At 56.2% G+C, this 16432-nt stretch carries 20 protein-coding genes and 1 pseudogene; 13 read left to right on the top strand and 8 right to left on the bottom strand.

Going from position 1 to position 16432, the window contains the following annotated elements; translation table 11 throughout:
* The 5 genes from JK213_RS11135 to JK213_RS11115 all read right to left on the bottom strand — a co-directional run bounded on the left by JK213_RS11135 (position 1) and on the right by JK213_RS11115 (position 3980).
* Positions 1-1158: an efflux RND transporter periplasmic adaptor subunit gene (locus JK213_RS11135; RefSeq protein WP_211571541.1), complete on the bottom strand. Its 1158-nt coding sequence runs from the start codon at positions 1156-1158 to the stop codon at positions 1-3.
* Positions 1155-2423: a TolC family protein gene (locus JK213_RS11130; protein WP_211571539.1), complete on the bottom strand. Its 1269-nt coding sequence runs from the start codon at positions 2421-2423 to the stop codon at positions 1155-1157. The genes JK213_RS11135 and JK213_RS11130 overlap by 4 nt, the downstream gene beginning before the upstream one ends.
* Before the next feature lie 191 nt (positions 2424-2614).
* Positions 2615-2998, bottom strand: coding sequence for a type II toxin-antitoxin system VapC family toxin (locus JK213_RS11125; RefSeq protein WP_211571537.1), 384 nt, complete (start codon positions 2996-2998; stop codon positions 2615-2617).
* Positions 2995-3333 (bottom strand): type II toxin-antitoxin system Phd/YefM family antitoxin, encoded by a 339-nt coding sequence (locus JK213_RS11120; protein ID WP_211571534.1) that lies wholly within the window; start codon positions 3331-3333, stop codon positions 2995-2997. The genes JK213_RS11125 and JK213_RS11120 overlap by 4 nt, the downstream gene beginning before the upstream one ends.
* An 8-nt stretch (positions 3334-3341) precedes the next feature.
* On the bottom strand, positions 3342-3980 hold the full coding sequence (locus JK213_RS11115; protein ID WP_211571533.1) for a tyrosine-type recombinase/integrase: 639 nt from the start codon (positions 3978-3980) through the stop codon (positions 3342-3344).
* A 500-nt stretch (positions 3981-4480) separates the two neighbouring features.
* Between JK213_RS11115 and JK213_RS11110 the strand changes: the two genes are divergently transcribed.
* From JK213_RS11110 to JK213_RS11080, 7 genes are all read left to right on the top strand, one after another.
* Positions 4481-4744: a hypothetical protein gene (locus JK213_RS11110; protein WP_034953721.1), complete on the top strand. Its 264-nt coding sequence runs from the start codon at positions 4481-4483 to the stop codon at positions 4742-4744.
* Between the two features lie 70 nt (positions 4745-4814).
* Positions 4815-5345 carry an ArsR family transcriptional regulator gene (locus JK213_RS11105; RefSeq protein WP_141354538.1) on the top strand — a complete coding sequence of 177 codons (531 nt, stop codon included), beginning with the start codon at positions 4815-4817 and terminating at the stop codon, positions 5343-5345.
* Between the two features lie 67 nt (positions 5346-5412).
* Positions 5413-5889, top strand: coding sequence for a transcriptional regulator (locus JK213_RS11100; RefSeq protein ID WP_141354540.1), 477 nt, complete (start codon positions 5413-5415; stop codon positions 5887-5889).
* An 11-nt stretch (positions 5890-5900) separates the two neighbouring features.
* Positions 5901-6188: a DUF2312 domain-containing protein gene (locus JK213_RS11095; RefSeq protein ID WP_211571531.1), complete on the top strand. Its 288-nt coding sequence runs from the start codon at positions 5901-5903 to the stop codon at positions 6186-6188.
* A gap of 4 nt (positions 6189-6192) precedes the next feature.
* Positions 6193-6489, top strand: a complete 297-nt coding sequence (locus JK213_RS11090; RefSeq protein ID WP_211571529.1) for a hypothetical protein — start codon at positions 6193-6195, stop codon at positions 6487-6489.
* A 2-nt stretch (positions 6490-6491) separates the two neighbouring features.
* Positions 6492-6914, top strand: coding sequence for a hypothetical protein (locus JK213_RS11085; RefSeq protein WP_211571527.1), 423 nt, complete (start codon positions 6492-6494; stop codon positions 6912-6914).
* A gap of 54 nt (positions 6915-6968) precedes the next feature.
* Entirely contained in the window at positions 6969-7679 is a 711-nt protein-coding gene (locus tag JK213_RS11080) for an HD-GYP domain-containing protein (RefSeq protein WP_211571525.1), read from the top strand.
* A 328-nt stretch (positions 7680-8007) separates the two neighbouring features.
* Here JK213_RS11080 and JK213_RS11075 read toward each other — a convergent pair whose 3' ends face one another.
* Positions 8008-9102: a hypothetical protein gene (locus tag JK213_RS11075; RefSeq protein ID WP_211571523.1), complete on the bottom strand. Its 1095-nt coding sequence runs from the start codon at positions 9100-9102 to the stop codon at positions 8008-8010.
* Positions 9103-9402: 300 nt separating this feature from the next.
* Between JK213_RS11075 and JK213_RS11070 the strand changes: the two genes are divergently transcribed.
* Entirely contained in the window at positions 9403-10218 is an 816-nt protein-coding gene (locus tag JK213_RS11070; RefSeq protein ID WP_211571521.1) for a hypothetical protein, read from the top strand.
* Between the two features lie 121 nt (positions 10219-10339).
* Positions 10340-10767 (top strand): annotated as a pseudogene (locus JK213_RS11065) (IS5 family transposase); the annotation flags it as partial.
* 47 nt (positions 10768-10814) lie between these two features.
* Here JK213_RS11065 and JK213_RS11060 read toward each other — a convergent pair.
* On the bottom strand, positions 10815-11381 hold the full coding sequence (locus JK213_RS11060) for a hydrolase (protein WP_211571519.1): 567 nt from the start codon (positions 11379-11381) through the stop codon (positions 10815-10817).
* A gap of 108 nt (positions 11382-11489) precedes the next feature.
* On the opposite strand from JK213_RS11060, the gene JK213_RS11055 reads away from it, so the two are divergent.
* On the top strand, positions 11490-12146 hold the full coding sequence (locus JK213_RS11055) for a TetR/AcrR family transcriptional regulator (RefSeq protein ID WP_211571516.1): 657 nt from the start codon (positions 11490-11492) through the stop codon (positions 12144-12146).
* Positions 12147-12610: 464 nt separating this feature from the next.
* Here the strand turns inward: JK213_RS11055 and JK213_RS11050 are convergent, their stop codons facing one another.
* Positions 12611-13402, bottom strand: coding sequence for an alpha/beta fold hydrolase (locus JK213_RS11050; protein ID WP_064275592.1), 792 nt, complete (start codon positions 13400-13402; stop codon positions 12611-12613).
* 123 nt (positions 13403-13525) lie between these two features.
* Between JK213_RS11050 and JK213_RS11045 the strand changes: the two genes are divergently transcribed.
* From JK213_RS11045 to JK213_RS11035, 3 genes are all read left to right on the top strand, one after another.
* Positions 13526-14395 (top strand): LysR family transcriptional regulator, encoded by an 870-nt coding sequence (locus tag JK213_RS11045; protein WP_211571515.1) that lies wholly within the window; start codon positions 13526-13528, stop codon positions 14393-14395.
* A gap of 980 nt (positions 14396-15375) precedes the next feature.
* The gene (ssb, locus tag JK213_RS11040; protein WP_211571513.1) at positions 15376-15855 is read left to right on the top strand and encodes a single-stranded DNA-binding protein; all 480 of its coding nucleotides are present in this window, start codon (positions 15376-15378) and stop codon (positions 15853-15855) included.
* A gap of 101 nt (positions 15856-15956) precedes the next feature.
* On the top strand, positions 15957-16259 hold the full coding sequence (locus JK213_RS11035; RefSeq protein WP_211571512.1) for a hypothetical protein: 303 nt from the start codon (positions 15957-15959) through the stop codon (positions 16257-16259).
* Positions 16260-16432: the final 173 nt, after the last annotated feature.

Raw genomic sequence — 16432 nt, 5'->3', positions numbered from 1 at the left:
CTAGTCCTGTGCTTCGGAATGATCAGGCGTCGGCGCCAGAAGATATTGTGACTTCATGACAAAGCTGCCTTGAGAGACGATTTTTTGCCCAGCCTTGATCCCCTCTGTCACCAAAGCCTTTCCCTCAAGAGTAGTCGCGACAGTCACATTCCGCGGGACAAATTCATGATCTGACTTTTGAACAAAGACACAGTTTTCGCCATTCAGTGTCTGAATGGCGACTTCTGGAACAAGAACACCGGAGACACGATTTCTTGTCATCAAACGAGTTTTTACAAGCATATCAGGGCGCAAAATCATATCAGGATTTGTTACAAGGCTGCGCACCAGAACATGTCTGGTTCTGGGATCGATACTGGCCTCGATAAGAGTAATATTTGAAGGAATAGGAGCCTGATTTGCAGAGATGTATGTTATCTGCTGCCCTCCAGAAGCCAATTGTCCAGCTTTCTGTGGATCAACCTGCGAGATGACCCAAACTTGCGAGAGGTCGTCAATTTCAATAGCTGGTAAAGCTGTATTCGAAACATCCTCTCCCTGAGTCACTGAAATCGTACGAATAACACCGTTAATCGGAGAGGTAACAGTAGAAACAAGGCCTTCTCCTTTTTCCAATTGTGTTGAATACCGTGCGAGACGTTGTTTTTCCGTATTTAACTCCGCCTGTCTCTGACGAAGCAATTCACGTGCCACTTTAAACGATGAGAAACGTCGCTCTACTTCACCGGAAGATACCACGCCTCCCTCCAAGGCGCGCCCGCGTTTATAAGTATCTGTCGCATTGCTTTCTTGCGCTCGGGCCTGTTGATAAGCCGCCTGCGCCTCGTTAACTCTTTGTTCTTGATCAGCCAGACTAAAATTTTCGTACTTGAAAAGAGGTGTTCCTTTCTGAACTTTCTCTCCTGGCGTTACAAATACTTCCTGAACACGGCCGCTTCCGACTGGGTGGATACGGGCGACATGGCGCTCATCAAGTGCGACATAGGCCGGAACATCCACATGATCAGACAGTGTTCCGGCTACCGCCGTAGAGATCACAAGATTTTCCGCTTTAAAAGCATTCGGCGAAATCTGAACAGTCTTTTCAGCCATGCCTACGCTAGGAAAGCACAAAAAACTCATGCCCAACAGGACAGATACAAAGATAGATTTTTTCACGGGGTCTCTCCTGTCAGGAGCATCATTCTGATCATGGCAGTGTGCCAGACGACATTTGCCTGAGAGGCTCGTTGCTGGGATTCCAGTGCACTACGGCGCGCACGAAGATATTCTATGATGGGCGCTTCACCCATCTTCCAAGCCTTTTCCAAATCGTCTGCACGCTTCTGTAGTGCGGCATTTGTCGCTTTATTGTGCTGCAAAGTTGTGAGTGAAGAACGAAAGCGAGCATGGATTTGTCGGTATTCGGTTTGGACTTTTCTACGTGCCAGAATGGTATCACGATCAGCCGCCGCCATAGCGCGCACCGCCTTCATTTCTCTAGGTGTGTTTCGTGCGGAGCTTGGGAGAGGAATCTGGAGCTGAACCCCTACTTGGGTATCCCAGGGACTTTCATACTGCTCTTGCCGACTTACCATCACACCAATCCGGGGGTTAGGGATTTGAGAATGACGAACGACAGCGTAAGAAGCTTTGGAAAGTTTTCTAATGGCTTCAGCCAACCTGACTCTTGGATCTTTTTCAATATCCAGAGCCATATTGCGACCTTCTAAAATATGCCCCGAAAGCGACAAAAGATCGGGAATTTCATCAGAGCCCGTTAACGCTTGGATGTCTGATTGAAGACTTTCTAGAGATTGAGAGGCGTCAGAAATTTTACCTTCGAGTTCTTCTTTCTCGGCAATAATTGCGTCATTGTCGGATCCAGATAATTCGCCCTTCTGATATGCGACTGCTGTCACATGAGCGATATTCCCTAAAAGTACGTCAGCGTGGCGAAGGTTTCTAACGGTCTCTCTTTGCAGGGTAGCCTGGCTCGTCAATGTGACGATGCGCACAGCGGTCACCAATTTCTGAACTTGTGCTCTAGCCTCTGCTACGGCCTGATTCCCAAGAGCTTCGTTTGACAGAGCACGGCTTTGACCTGGCAACCACAGAGGGAAATTAATACCTCCTTGGTACGTTGTGTAACCAACTTTACTACCGATGAAATGATCGTCGAGATATTCCCCCGTAATCATCGGACTGTCTGGGAACCAAGATCGGGCCGCTTTTACTTCTTTCTTTGAAGATAGGGCATCGATATGAAAAAATGAAAGATTAGGATCGTTTTTCCATGCCCTTTGTATCGCATCGTGGAGAGTCTCTGCCCGAGCATAAGAAACAACACTTATGATAATCACTGCAGTACTGATATAATGTATCAATAAAGAGATTTTCACGAATTCATAACTTCCAGATCGGCCCAAGCGATCCAGAAACATACATCTTGATAAGGGAAGATGTTTTTCAAAGAGTGTCTTAAGAAATTAAAATAATTTTAAGGCGTGAATCAAATAAACAGAATATTATTTTACGGATAAATTATAATTAGTCGAAAATACACGAAGTAAATTTTATTTATATTTAATATTAATTCATTTATTCTAATCATAGATTTTATCCAGATTAGCAATCACGAACAACGTATCCGCTTGATGGGATAATGATCCATTTGTCCATCTTCTGAAAGAAACGTGGCATGTTCAGCTTGTCCCTGCGCCATCAAGAGATGGTCAAACGGATCACGATGATGCAGAGGCAAAGACATCAGGATCTGCAGGTGTTCAGGCTGTATTTGTAGCAGAGAGAAACCTTCCGCAGGAATGGCTGCCAGAATATCATTCATATCCGCATCCAGCTTTCCAATACGGATTTTGATCGCAATCTCCCAGAGTGACACGATACTCACCAGAATATCGTGGGCCGGATCTGCGATGATTTCCCGTGCAGTCTCACCCAGCCGGTCGGAGTCCGAAAGCCACCACAGCAACGCATGCGTATCAAGCAGAACCTTCACAAGTTGCATTCCATGCTCTCAAGAATATCCGGTGGTGTCTCATCAAAATCTTCGCTCATTCTGATCCGTCCTCGAAGAGCTCCTGGCTGACGGCGAGGGCGATAGGAAGGAGCTGGTGGCCGCAGTTCAGCCACAACCTGGTCGTGAGACGTCACGAGGATCGTCCTGCCCTGTCTGACTTGGCGCAGATACGTTGTCAGGTTTCCCCGGAATTCCCGAACACCGATTTTTTGTGGGGACGGCAAGTTATCTGAAAGATGCTGACTCATGGTCTCCTCCCTATGTGTCATCATAACATGTACACAGAAGGAGGAGGTAGAGAATTTCCGAGACATATTCGATTTCAGAGATCCGTAGCTTCAGACAGTGCCAGAGCGTCCTCGACGTCCACCCCAAGATATCGAACTGTACTATCCAGCTTTGTATGACCCAGCAGAATCTGCACGGCCCGGATATTACCGGTTCGTTTATAAATCATGGCAACCTTTGTCCGGCGGAGTGAATGAGTTCCATATTCACCGGGGATCAGTCCCACCGCCTGAACCCATTGATCCAGAAGCCGGGCGTATTGCCTTGTGCTCAGGTGAGCTTTGGCGCTTAGGCGGCTAGGAAAAACATACTCATTCAAGCCGCCACCTCGATGCTCCAGCCACGCCCGCACGCTTTCCCGCGTTGTTTCCGTAATCTCGAACTGCACAGGTCGCCGGGTTTTTTGCTGGACAACCACGGCTCGATGACGCACCTGACCGCTGGTCACGATGTCGCCGATACGAAGGCGGACAAGATCGCAGCCCCTGAGCTTGCTATCGAGAGCAAGATCAAACAAAGCTCTGTCTCTGACACGCTGTTCGCTCCCCAGCCAAAACCGAATAGCCCATACGTGCTTTTCTTTGAGCGCCCGCTTGGCGCCAACCATTTTTCCTGCATTCCAGGGTACGGACGCCGTCAGCGTCGGTGATGGAAAACGCGTTTTCTTTTCCATGATATGTTCTCCTGATCAGCTGCAGATGCAGCAATCAGAAGTCTGGAGGAGGACATCAGCGGATAACGAGAACTATTGCCGACCGTCCGCTTTACGGAAACTGGAACGGCTCTTCTTATGACCGACATGTAGGCGGAAGCTGTCGCTGTCATAGCGCCGGTTGGCCAGCATGGCTTTGGGATTTGGAACCGGCAGTGCCATTACGGCGTCTGTGGCTTTGTCGTCCGAAACTTGCTGTAACTTTCGGATGCTGAGGGAAATGCTGTGGTGCGGCTTCTTCCAACGCAGCGTTACAAAGCGTCAGGTCTCGGACTGGAGGCCTGAGGCCTGCCAGTAGGGTCTGTCGTTTCAACCTCATCCGGTCCCTTCGCAGAACTGCACTCACAAACGCTGTCGTCATACTGCGCGGTATGACCGAGCACTCTCTTTCTCTTGGGCAGCCAGATCTGCCCGAATCAACACTTTCTCTCCCACTGTCTTCCTCTTGGATGCTTGGCAGCATGGTTCTTTCGGCGACCATGCTCCTCGGGTTCGGCTGGCTCTTTTTCCCGCTGGACGTCCGGATGGTCTGGACCATGCTTGCACAGGCGATCCTTTTCTCTCTGGCTATCTCCGTTCTTGTGATGGACGTCATGCGCGTGTGGAAGACGAAAGCCTTCATGCCGCGCTGGCATGTCCTTGTCTTCGTTCCGGTCTGGGTGGCTGTCGGCCTATTCAACCTCCGGAACGCCTATGACTGCATGAAGGCGGCAGGCCAATGGTGACGTTGCGTGACTGCACTCACAACAGTCTCCGGCAGAATATCCCGACGGCTACAGACGACGGGGCATCACAGTGAAATTTGGCGGTCATCAACCGAAGGCGCGGGTCTTTCGCAAGCTCAAGGCAGAGATGCAGCGTGAAGTCTATCAGTCGGTTCTCCAGCACGTCCGGACCTGTCTGAACCGCGGGCCGTATAATGTCCTTGAACTCCGCGCGAACCTGACGCCCGAGCAGGCGGGTGCTCTGCCGATGGCTTTGACGACGCTCGCCCAGGCTGGCGAAATCGCGGCTTTGGGTCACAGTGTTTATGCCCGGGTGCCGTGGATGCCAGCCACGCGAACGGTGAAAACCTCGCCCATCGAGGATCTTGTCTTTGCGTCCCTGACCGAACATGAAACCGCCAGCGAAATCGCGACATGGCTCGGCCTCTCCGTCGGTGAGGTGCGTGAGTCACTTGCGGCTCTGGAGCGGGCGGGGCTGATCGAGGAGCGACTGGATCCGCGTCGCCCCAACCGTTACCGGATTGTCTCGCCTCATATGGCCAAACACATTCGCCGGGGTGCACAGGACCGGACCTTTACTGACATCGCCCGGCATGGCTGAGGCGTTGCGTTTTCGGGTTATCCCCCAAAGCGGTGGACAGCACTGTGGGCAACCGAAGGCAGGACATGTGGATTCACGGTCCGTTCGTCCAGGGCACAGGCGAGCGGCGCTGTCCATCGCAGGCGAGCTCTCCGCTATCGGCTGGGGCGTGCGTCAGGCGTCCCGCCGATCCGGCGTTTCAAAGGACCGGATCCTGCGCTGGCAATCGGGGCATAGCATTCCTGATCCTGACTTCCTCAGGTGGCTTGCGGCCCTTGGGATGTTGCATCGTCGACTGAGCCACCCACTGGCCCGGGCTGTGCCTCCCGCGGGCAACCGGCCTCCACTGAATGGTTACGCGATGACCAGTGCTCTCATGACCATTGGCTGGTCTGAACGCACGCTTGCAGAGCGCCTCGGCGAACACCGGACCGCCCTTCGCCGCCTTATCGAAGAACAGGGACATCTTCCGGAAAGGCAGTCCCGCTGGCTCGAAGCGCTGGCAGACGGTCATCGCGATCTGCCCCGCCCCCTTTCACCCATCTGTTACTCATCCGATCCCTGAAAGGTTGACCCATGTTGCAACGCGTTTCGCCTCCTGAGGACTCTCAGGACAATCAGGCTGTCGTCGCAGGCGGCATCGCCGCCGACCGGCTGCGCTCCATTATCGAGCGGGTCGAGCGCCTGGAAGAAGAGCGCAAGGCGCTGAGTGGTGACATCAAGGACATCTTTGCCGAAGCCAAGTCGGCCGGGTTTGACGTCAAGGTCATCCGAACGATCATCCGCCTGCGCAAGCAGGAGCCCGGAGAACTCGAGGCTCAGGAAACCCTTTTGCAGATCTACCGCCGTGCCCTGGGAATGTGACCTGATGCAAGATGCCCCACCGCGCCGCCGCATCGCCGAAGCCGCAGGTGAGATTCTGGTCTGCTGGCCAAGTGTGGGCCTGCTTCTGTTTGCCTTTGTGGTTCCCCGGCTTGGCGCTGTCATGGGACCCGTTTTTATGTTCGGTGGCTGCGTTGCATCCATGATGGGACCGGGCGTTCCCGATATCGGCGAGGATGGACGCGACTACGGGCTTGAGCGGAGGCGGGGAGTGGTATTTGCCAGTCTCGGTCTGGTGCTCTGCCTGCTTTCTCTCTCCAGACTTTTGCTGGATCGGTTCTGATCGTGCCCGCACCGTTGTTTACGGACTGGACCCCAACGTGCGTCACCAGTGTTCGTTACATCTCCACTCTGGGACCGGCTCGCGCTGTTGGGACGGTGCCGCGTCGGGTCTGTGGCGCCAGGTGTCTGGCTGGGGTCAGTCTGTTTCTTCTGACGAATGCGGCGGATGGATTTCTCGGTCTGGACCAGTTGGCAGGGCAGGGGGAATGGCATCTGTCCGGACTGGGCCAGCCGGTCGTCACGCTGTCGCTCTGGCAATGGATGCTTCTGGCCTGCGTCACCCTGGGTCTTGTGAAACTCGCCGAAAGGACGGCCGGGATCCTGCCCGGACGTGGGCCGCGCCGCGCGAGCGGGATCAAGTTCCTCTTCACCTGCGTCGCTCTGGCTCTTGGCGGCCTCGCCCGCGGTCTGATCCATCCGGGATAACCGGACTCACATTGGCCGCGCTTAGAGTGATCTTACACAACCGGTAGAGGAAAGATGCCTGAACTGCAGACACTCCTGAAAGAGGTGGTGAAACTGCCTGCGTCCTATCGGCGGCAGGGCCCGCCTCTTGTTTCTCTCCTGGCACAGATTGCCCAAGGAGATGACGGACACGGCCAGAGGGTCGGGCGCCTCGCCGGCCTGCTCGGCCATCTGACGGGGAGCGGATTATCGTCGAGCGCGCTTGAACTGGCGGGCCGATTGCACGATGCAGGCAAACTGCTCCTGCCCGACAGTCTCCTGAATTATCCGGGTCGGTTTAACGCCCGTCAGATGCTGGTGATGCGACAGCATCCGTCGCTTGGTCTCGGAGCGCTGTATCATCTGTCAGCCGATATCCCGACCCTCGTTTATGAGGTCGTGCTTCTGCATCACGAACGCTATGACGGTGACGGCTATCCGTTCGGAATGAAGGGTCAGGCCATTCCCCTGGCCGCCCGCATCATCGGCCTCGCCGACGTGATCGACGCCTTGCTCTCCGCCCGGGCCTATAAAACAGGGCGGTCTCCGCGGCAGGTGAAAGCCTGTCTTCAGGAGCAGGCGGGTGGCGCGTTTGATCCTGACCTGGTGCGGCACGCGATCACCTATTTTGATGATCTGCTCGCCATTCGTCGCACCGTTGCGCAGCCGGTTCAGGGATATCAGCCCATGCCCGGCCGGTCACCCATGACATCCCGTAACCTTAATCTTCGGAACACTCTGCCATGATGCCTCTCCCGCTCCCGCCCGCAGCCCTTGCCGCCCCGTCTGAGACTTCCCCTATGAAGCTTCTGGCCGACGTCGCAGACAGGCTTTTTACAGAAAACCGGAGAGAAGAGGGGCTGTGTGTGGTTGAGGCCCTTTATCTTCAGGCAGATGCTGCTCTTGGAGGCAGTGAGAGGCAAAAGGAGCGGGATGCGCGTGAGACAGGAGGAAGTCGGGTATAACCTCTCAAAAGGAGAGAGGCCCAACACGCGCGCCTGAAAACGTCTCCTCGCCACGCTTTTCGAATAGCGCTTGGCCGAGGGAGGTCAATTTCTTCGTGCGGGAAGGCTGATCAGATATCATCAGGGCGGGAGGCCGCGTGGAGCTTGACCATCAGCGCTGTGGCCTCGAGAACAGTTCTGGATAACACCTTCATCTGGTCATGAAGCGCCTTTTGTCTGGCGAGTGTTCCTTCAAACATCGCCCCCATATCCTCGACATATGTCTGTATGACTTCCAGAGTATCCTGCTGGGAGCGGGCCACACTCTCCCAGTCACTCGGGTTCTCGTTTTCGCACTTGAGGAATCCGGGGAAGACGAGGGGTGCAGACTGGTTGTCGAGCGGCAGTCGTGTGTCTTTGAGACCCATGGGCCAGTGCTCAAGGCAGAATGAGATTCCCGCCAGCAGAGAGGGTGGCAGGGACAGAAGCAGTTCGGTATCTGGAAGGTGAAGCTCTCCCGTTTCCGGAAAGCTGGTATAAAACATGTGCTCACGGTACCACGTCTCCCGGCCGCCCATGTTTTCGAGTGTTTCACGCCAGAGGCCCAAAGCGGCCTCCGCCTCCTGATATGCCGCCTGACTGTTGACCTCCGCCTCATAAACGTGGCTCCACAGATGATGGGTTCCAACCCCGGGAAGCCAGTCGTCCAGTCTGAAAGATTCCTCATCGAGAAGAGGTGTACTGCCAAGGACGAATGCGCCCTGAGACAGGATGCAGCAATAGGCAACAATACGGCTGCCGCGCCATTCTCCCCGCAAAGCGAGAGCCTGCTTCAGGACGGCAGGGAACAGCACTTTCCGGGTACGGGCGCTGTAACTGCTCCATTCGCGCTTCTGTAACGCCAGCGGCGCAAGCGGATCAACGATGGCTTCGGGGTCGCTCAGGGTTCGAAGGCGCACGCCGTGTCGGGACAGGTGGTAGGCCCAGAGAAAAACCATATCATTCGGGGGCGCATCCCCGATCGTGAAGGCGTGCAGGTCGTAACGCTGAAACGATCCTACGGAGCGGAAAAGGGTCCCCGTGCGCTTGAGGTAGGTTTGCAACGTGCGGACAAGGCTCTGTCCGACAAAGACCGTTCCATCTTCAAAAAGCAGGCAGACGATCAGCCGAAGCTCGTCGTGGGGATGACAGCCAGAACGGGCTGACTTGGAAATGCGATGGTGCATGGCTATCCCGGGTCATGACAATGGATCTCTGCACTCTGTCATCGCGCGATGTGAGAGCGGGCCGTGGGGTGGCCAGCATCTGCGCGCCTTCTGACAACCGCGCAGCAAGCCGGCACGAAAGAAGCCGGGGGCGGGTCGGGACGTGAAGAGTAGAGCGTGGGACAGGAGAGAGACAGGGTCAGCCACAGGCCGTCCGGCCGCCACAATGGTTCGGCCGCACGCGGCCCGCGCCCTGGAGGGCGCGCCATTGTCCCGTCCAGCCGTCTACGCCTGCGGGAAAGCATCTGAAAAGAGAAAAGGATGTTTTCCGTGGCTACTTCCGTCACAACAGTCTTCACGCTCACCGGGCCGCAGGATCGTCTGCGCCAGATCGCCGAAGAGCGCGCTTACCGGACCTGCGCAGCGGATCAGATGACTTGGGAAGACGACACCACACTGGTGATGACCCTCGAAAACGGCATCGGCACGCCCTTCCTTCATCATGGAGACGGACTGTCAGACGAGTATCCCGACGTCAGTACCCGGGGGATGGAATATTTCGACTGCTTCGATGATCCGAGCTTCGCCAAATGGCAGGGCGGCCAGCTTGTCTATGAGGCAGAACTCATCACCGTTTTCTCAATCCTGTTTCCAACGGATCCTTCGAGAGACTGGGCGGGCTGTAGCGCCAGCTTCTGGCACAGGTCTCCGCCTCTCTCGGCTGCCATAGCCGAGAACTGCCCCGACTTTGACCTGATGCCGTTACGGCAACTGGCAGGGCCAGCGCCCGGATGGGTTCAGACTTCGGATGGCTTCGCCACTCTTTTCCTCCGGCTGCCCTCAACACCCGATGCGCAGGATGGCCTCGGCGTGATCTTCTATCCGGGGATCGGAAGGAGCACCCTGCTGACAGGTATCGACCGCTTCGGCGGCGTGGCCCGCTTCCGGCGTCAGGCTTATGGTCAGATCGGCGCACAGTGTCCCGAACTGCGTGCTGTCCTGCGGGATTGCTGGAAGGCTGAGGAGAAGAAAAGGCGCAAGGCCCGTCAGGAACGCAGGGTTTTGAAAAGGAAGGCGAGCAAGGAGGGAAAGGCCAGTCTTTTCCATCTTTTCGATACTGACCCGTGGGTGGTTTGAAGGGCAGAAGAAAAGCAGGATCGGGGCGGCCCTGAAGGGGTCGTTCACCCTATCTCACTAGGCTCAGGACCCATTGATTTGATCGTGGAAATCTGATTCAGGCTCTGCGAGGAGACTGGAGATGAGCGACCTGTTTTGGCTGACGGATGAACAGATGGATCGTCTGCGGCCCTTTTTCCCAAAGAGCCACGGCAGACCCCGTGTTGATGACCGCCGCGTGTTGAGCGGAATCATTTTCGTGAACCGCAATGGTCTGTTCTGGCGTGATGCGCCCTGGGAATACGGCTCCCACAAGACGCTCTACAACCGCTGGAAACGTTGGAGAGACATGGGCGTTATCATGCGAATAATGGATGGCCTGTCTGCTGCGAAAGCCGAGACTCAAACGATCATGATTGATGCGACGTATCTCAAGGCGCACCGCACGGCTTCGAGCCTGCGGCTAAAAAAGGGGGGCCAGGCCGCCTGATCGGTCGCACCAAAGGCGGTATGAATACCAAGCTCCATGCGGTCACCGATCAGAACGGACGACCGCTGATCTTCTTCATAAACGATCTCGCTGGGAACCGCGAGACGCGCAGACATCCGCCATGGACTTACGCATCCAGCGCGATCGCCTCGCTCGTCGTCACACGGCCAAGGCGGGGGAAAATCTCCTCACAGGCAAAGCGTTGCATCTCTTCGGTGAATGTGGACATGATATCCGTGGCGAGCACGACGTTATATCCATGCTCATGAGCCGCCCTGGCGGTAGATTCCACGCCCAGATTGGTCGCGATTCCGCCCAGCACAATGGTCGAGATACCGCGTCGTCTTAACTGAAGATCGAGATCCGTGCCGTAGAAGGCACCCCATTGCCGCTTCGTGACACGCAGATCGGTTGGTTCGGCAAGCCCGTCGACCAGTTCAGCCCAGTCTGGTGCGAAGCCGCCAGGCGGTGAAAAGGAGCGATCGACGACCGCATGCACGGCATCGGCGAAATCTGGCGCGAACGCTACATTCACCAAGATGACCGGCGCTCCGGCTGCCCGGAAGCGCGCGGCAAGTTCTTTCGATCGTTCAACAATAAAAGCACCCGGTGTCGGAGCCAGGGGAAGTCCTGTAATGCCCTTCTGGAGATCGATCAGGACGAGGGCCGTCCTGGTGACTGGAAGTGAAATCATGGCAAGACCTTCCCTGTTGACGTTCGACCGCCATCCCGAACCGTTGTCCGGAACACGTGGAAACGTTAGTAAGTTGAGTAGGCACTCAAGCAGGAGCATTATTTGAGAATGGACTCAAATTCGTCAAGGGGTAAACGGACATCTCTTCAACCGCAGCGCGCGGCTGGGCGTCAGCGCGTTGAGGAATTACTGGAGGTCGCGTCCGGCCTCATGGCGGAACGAGGGTACGAGGCGACGACTATGGCGGAGATCGCCGCGCGCGCCGGGGCGAAGATCGGCTCGCTCTATCGCTTCTTTCCGAACAAGGAGGCTGTGGCGGACGCTCTTGTGCAGCGGCATATCGCCGTTCTGGAAGACGAATACGCGGCACTCGCCAAACGTGCCGCCACACTATCCCCGGACGCTCTGGCAGACGTTCTGATCGAACTGCTTGTCACGCTTCATCCTCGCGTGAAATCCCTGTCTGCGCTGATGGAGGCACGGACTGACAACATGGAGATCCGTGATCGTGCACGAGGACATGCCATAGTCGGAATTGCGGCAGCGTTGCGTGTCTGTGCGCCAGAGTTGGAGGACGCACTGGCGAGAGATATTGCTGCGGTCGTTCTAAACACTATGAAAGTGCTGCGCAGCATGCTGGCGAAGGACGCCCCCACGATGCCGGGTGCGCCTGATGAATTGCGACGAATGCACCGTCTCTATTTAACGGACCGGCTGCAGCCGTTTCGGCGTACTTCAGATGGCATAACGGACGCAGAGCCATAATTTCGCAGCTTAGTGCAGTATTCGACACGTGAATTGTGAAGGTTTTGTGCGATACGCACGCTTTGCGTTGTGGGTTTCGGCCTCCGACCGGTTGGGTGAGACTGCACGGGAAATCATCGTAGATCCGGTCCACGATCTTCTGGCAACCATTCCTGAAGAAGGTTTCACTTTGCTGCAAATGGAGGGTTCGAAAAACTCTTTTTAAGCACGCTTGCTGCATAATAATATCAATGGCTTATGATTCTTGATCGGTTGAAAAGGGGAAGGGGCGAATCCTCCATCTACAACATGCGCTGCCTCATCTTCCTAGGGCACATCAGCACCACAGCATAGCTATCTAGCGGGGAACAGCCACCGATCTGCTCAGAACGCAGATCAGAAACGCCCCATAAGAACCGTCAATCAATATGCCAAATGCCAGACATTACAGGCCAAGCGTATCAATCAAGGGTGCTTCGATCCCTTCAGGTAATAGCTGTCAACTGAGTAAGCTGATTTTGACAAGCGATAATGATTGCTTCCGGGTTCTCAAGGGGCGAAAGATGGCCCGTGTTGGAGAGGACGTCCCACTCCGCGTGCGGCAGTAACTCCGCGTAGATACGTCGCAAATCCTCAACCCGCTCGACCTTGTCCTCGTCACCCACCAGAATGCGGACAGGCATGGTGATCGCCGAGATGTCCTCCTGCAGCGAAGCGATCATCCCGGTCTCCGTCCATTCCCGCTTTGCACCGTCGGCGCCTGCGAGAGTGTCCTCGAAAACCATCGTGCGGTCCGTCTCGGACAGTGGGCGATGAGCGAGAATGGTTAAGGCCTGGGCCACGCCCTCTGCGCTTTGGTACGACGCAAGCATTTGCGCACGGATTTCTGCTGGTACGTGCATGCCTGTCGCGGGAGATGGGGCGATGAGGATCAGCGCCTTGGCTGTCGCGGCCAAACCCGTCGCCACGATCTGCGCGACCTTGCCACCCATAGAATGGCCAACGAGAATTATCCGCTTTAACCCGAGCGCCGAGATCACTTCTGTTACGTCTTCCGCCATGGCTCCTAGGTCGTAACGCCCATCCAGGGCCTCGGACTTGCCCCAACCACGCAGGTCGATCCCGATGCAGTTGGTTAATCCCGCGAGTCCCTTGGTTACATGATGCCAAGTGCGTGCACTGCCGCCCCAGTAATGCAGAAAGACCAGAGCGACATCACCGCGTCCCTCGTTGGTAATATGGATCCTGGCGTTGCGGGTGTTGATATAATTAGACATCTCGGTCTCCTGTTCGATTGGCGCAGTCTCAAGATAAAGAATCGACCTCAGGGTGATAATCCGGCACCTAATGGAAACATTGGTGCACAAGAGTTGATGATGGCGTTAGACAGGCTGACTAGCATGACGATCTTCCGCGACGCGGTGGCGCAGGGGAGTCTAGCCGCGGCTGCACGCAACCATGGATTATCGTCCGAGATGGCAAGCCGGCACCTCAGGGCGCTGGAGAAGCGGCTTGGTGTCAGGTTGTTGAACCGATCCACCCGCAAGCTCAGCCTGACCGCGGCGGGTGATGCTTATCTGGGTCGTTGTACTGCGATCCTCGACGAAATCGCTAGTACCGAGGCGATGGCCGCAACATTGCAAGCCAGCCCGACGGGTCTTCTGCGGGTTGCCGCGCCACTGGCCTTCGCCAATGCGTCTCTTGGTCCGGCATTCGATGCATATCTGAAGGAATACCCTGGCGTTTCCCTCGCGCTTGATCTGACGGAGCGCGTAGCCGATATCGTGGGCGAGGGTTACGACGTGGCACTACGGCTCGGAGCGTTGCCTGACAGCGCTATGACGGCGCGGAAGTTGGCGGAGTTCCCTCTCGTACTCGTCGCGGCACCCGGCTATCTTGCCGGCGCGCCGGATATCGTCTCACCTGAGGAACTGGAATGCCATGAGGTGTTGATTTACACGCAGACGGCTCGCCCGAACCGGATTACACTCAAGGATGCGGCCGGACAGAAGGTGAGCGTTGCGCTGACCGGCAGAGTAAGCGCCTCGGACATCGGAATCTTGCTCGAACTTGCACGGCGCGGATTGGGGCCGGTGTTTGCGCCTTTGTTCCTGGTCGAGCACGATCTTCGCGAAGGGAGATTGCAGCAGATCATGATGAACTGGACCGCGCGCTCTCTGCCGCTTCACGCGGTACTTCCTAACCGTTTCCTCTCCCCATCAGCCGCCCGTAGCTTCATCGAGTTCATGGCTGATTGGTTCCGAGGTTAATTGTGCGAACGGATTGCGAGATAGGAAACTTACGGTGCAAAGTCGCTACCATTAATCTTCATGCATCCGATCTTTCTGCACCGAGCCATAAAACGTCGGTTTGAGGATGCTCCGCCGCGGCAAGCCCATACTCGGAAAACTCCCCAAGAGGGCTGCTTGATGGAGAACTCGCCATCATAGCTGATCCTCACCTGCTGCGACACGGTCTGATTGAAAACGGTTATAAGGAGTTACCGATCACCAGCCAGCATGCCCTGGCAGTGGGACACCTGCTAGCAACTGTGTTTAAGCGGCGGAGCTAGGCTCCTGCGTCGCCAAGCTCCACCGAGCCACAGGGTCCAGCCACCCTCATCCGGGCGTCTGGACCCTGCGTCTCGGCCCATTCGGGTAACGGTTCACCCGCGTTCTTTTCCGATGACGAACGGTCTTGGGCCGGGGGATCGGTTCGTGAGACGGCTCCTCAACCTCCCCGGCCAGTCCTGCGGACCGCCCGGGGAGGCACGTTGCAGGGAGGCGGCCTCGCATCCAGCGTTCAGTCTGACAGTCGCCGTGCCAGTCCGTAAAGCCTCTCCGCGACCCTCGGCGGCAGGTGTCAGGCCCGCATCTGCTGCAGGGCCGCACGCGACCCCGCATCAGTCGCAGACCGCCTCCTTTGCTCAGGACGCTCCGGGCTTGACGGCCTGTCCCGTCGCCCGTCTTGGCCGGTGGCAGGATGGGCTCAGGAAAACGCCACCTCCCTTCCACTCTCGTCGTCAGTGTGCTCGCCGCACGGGCAGGATAGGTCTAGCAAAACATCAAATATAATTTCAGTAACCAACAAGTAAATATCACATTTTTACGGCTTTATTTCTTTGAAAACGGCAGTTTTCTGCCGTTTTTAGTTGACGTTCACCAAGTAAAAAGCTAATATCTATTCATGGACAGAGGCAATGACGCCGAACAAGTCCAGTCGATACGTTCCCTAAGTCTTGGAGGCTCTCATGGCTGGTTCCGTTAACAAAGTCATTCTCGTTGGAAACCTTGGTATAGACCCGGAAGTTCGTCATACGCAGTCCGGGTCCAAGATCGTGAGCTTTACCCTCGCCACGTCTGACACATGGAACGACCGCCAGAGCGGCGAACGCCGTGAGCGCATCGAATGGCACCGTGTCGTCATCTTCAATGAGCGGGCTGGTGACGTCGCAGAGCGCTTCCTCCGCAAAGGCCGCAAAGTCTATATCGAAGGCGAACTCCGCACCCGTAAATGGACAGATCAGGGCGGTCAGGAGCACTACACTACAGAGGTAGTTATTGACCGTTTCAGGGGCGAGCTGGTGCTGATCGACAGCAACCGGGGCGAGGGCGGCTTTGGTGGTGGTAGCAGTGGCGGCCGGTCCGGGGGATCGTCTGGCAACGCAAACCGCAATGCGGGCTGGGACGCACCGGGCGGGGACGACCTCGATAACGAAATCCCGTTCTAGAGCGCGCCGGGAAGGACAGGGAGCCGATTGCGCCGCCCTGTCCTTCCGTTACTCCGTTAACCTCTGGTATTCATCTCCTTACTGATTCAGGAGGCATCACAGTGGACCGCACCGCTATCATCTTTCTTTTCGTGCTCCTGATGACCGGTCTGACTATCGGTCTTTACGCCTCACTGGCCAGCTATCGGCCAGCCGTGCCCGCCGCGTTTCACGCCAGCCGCCATCTGGTCCTTGCCGGGGAGACCGCAGGCCTCCTTTTGGTGTATTTTGTTGCAGGCTTTCTTCTGTATGCCATAAGCAAGGGTTACGTGACTGCTGCGAGCGCGGCCGCTGTCGCTCTCGCGCTCGGAGCAGGTGGATACGGGGTTTTCTATCTGGTCCGCACTCCGGGGCTCATCTTTTAAGGCCACCAGATAGAGCGTTCAGGAGGATCGCAATATCGCCTGAGTTTTTCCGGCCTCCTAAAGCGCCTCTCTCTGAAACATCCTGCGGCCTCCGAGCCGCTTTTTTTTCGCTCGTCCAGTTTAGTCAGGCGGACGCGCCTCGTCGGCGCGAGTTTTGATGCCCCCGACTGCTC

Origin of the sequence: Gluconobacter sp. Dm-44 (genome assembly GCF_018256175.1) — a bacterium.
In the GTDB taxonomy this organism is placed as follows: Bacteria; Pseudomonadota; Alphaproteobacteria; order Acetobacterales; family Acetobacteraceae; genus Gluconobacter; species Gluconobacter cadivus.
This window is presented reverse-complemented; position numbering and strand designations above follow the sequence as displayed.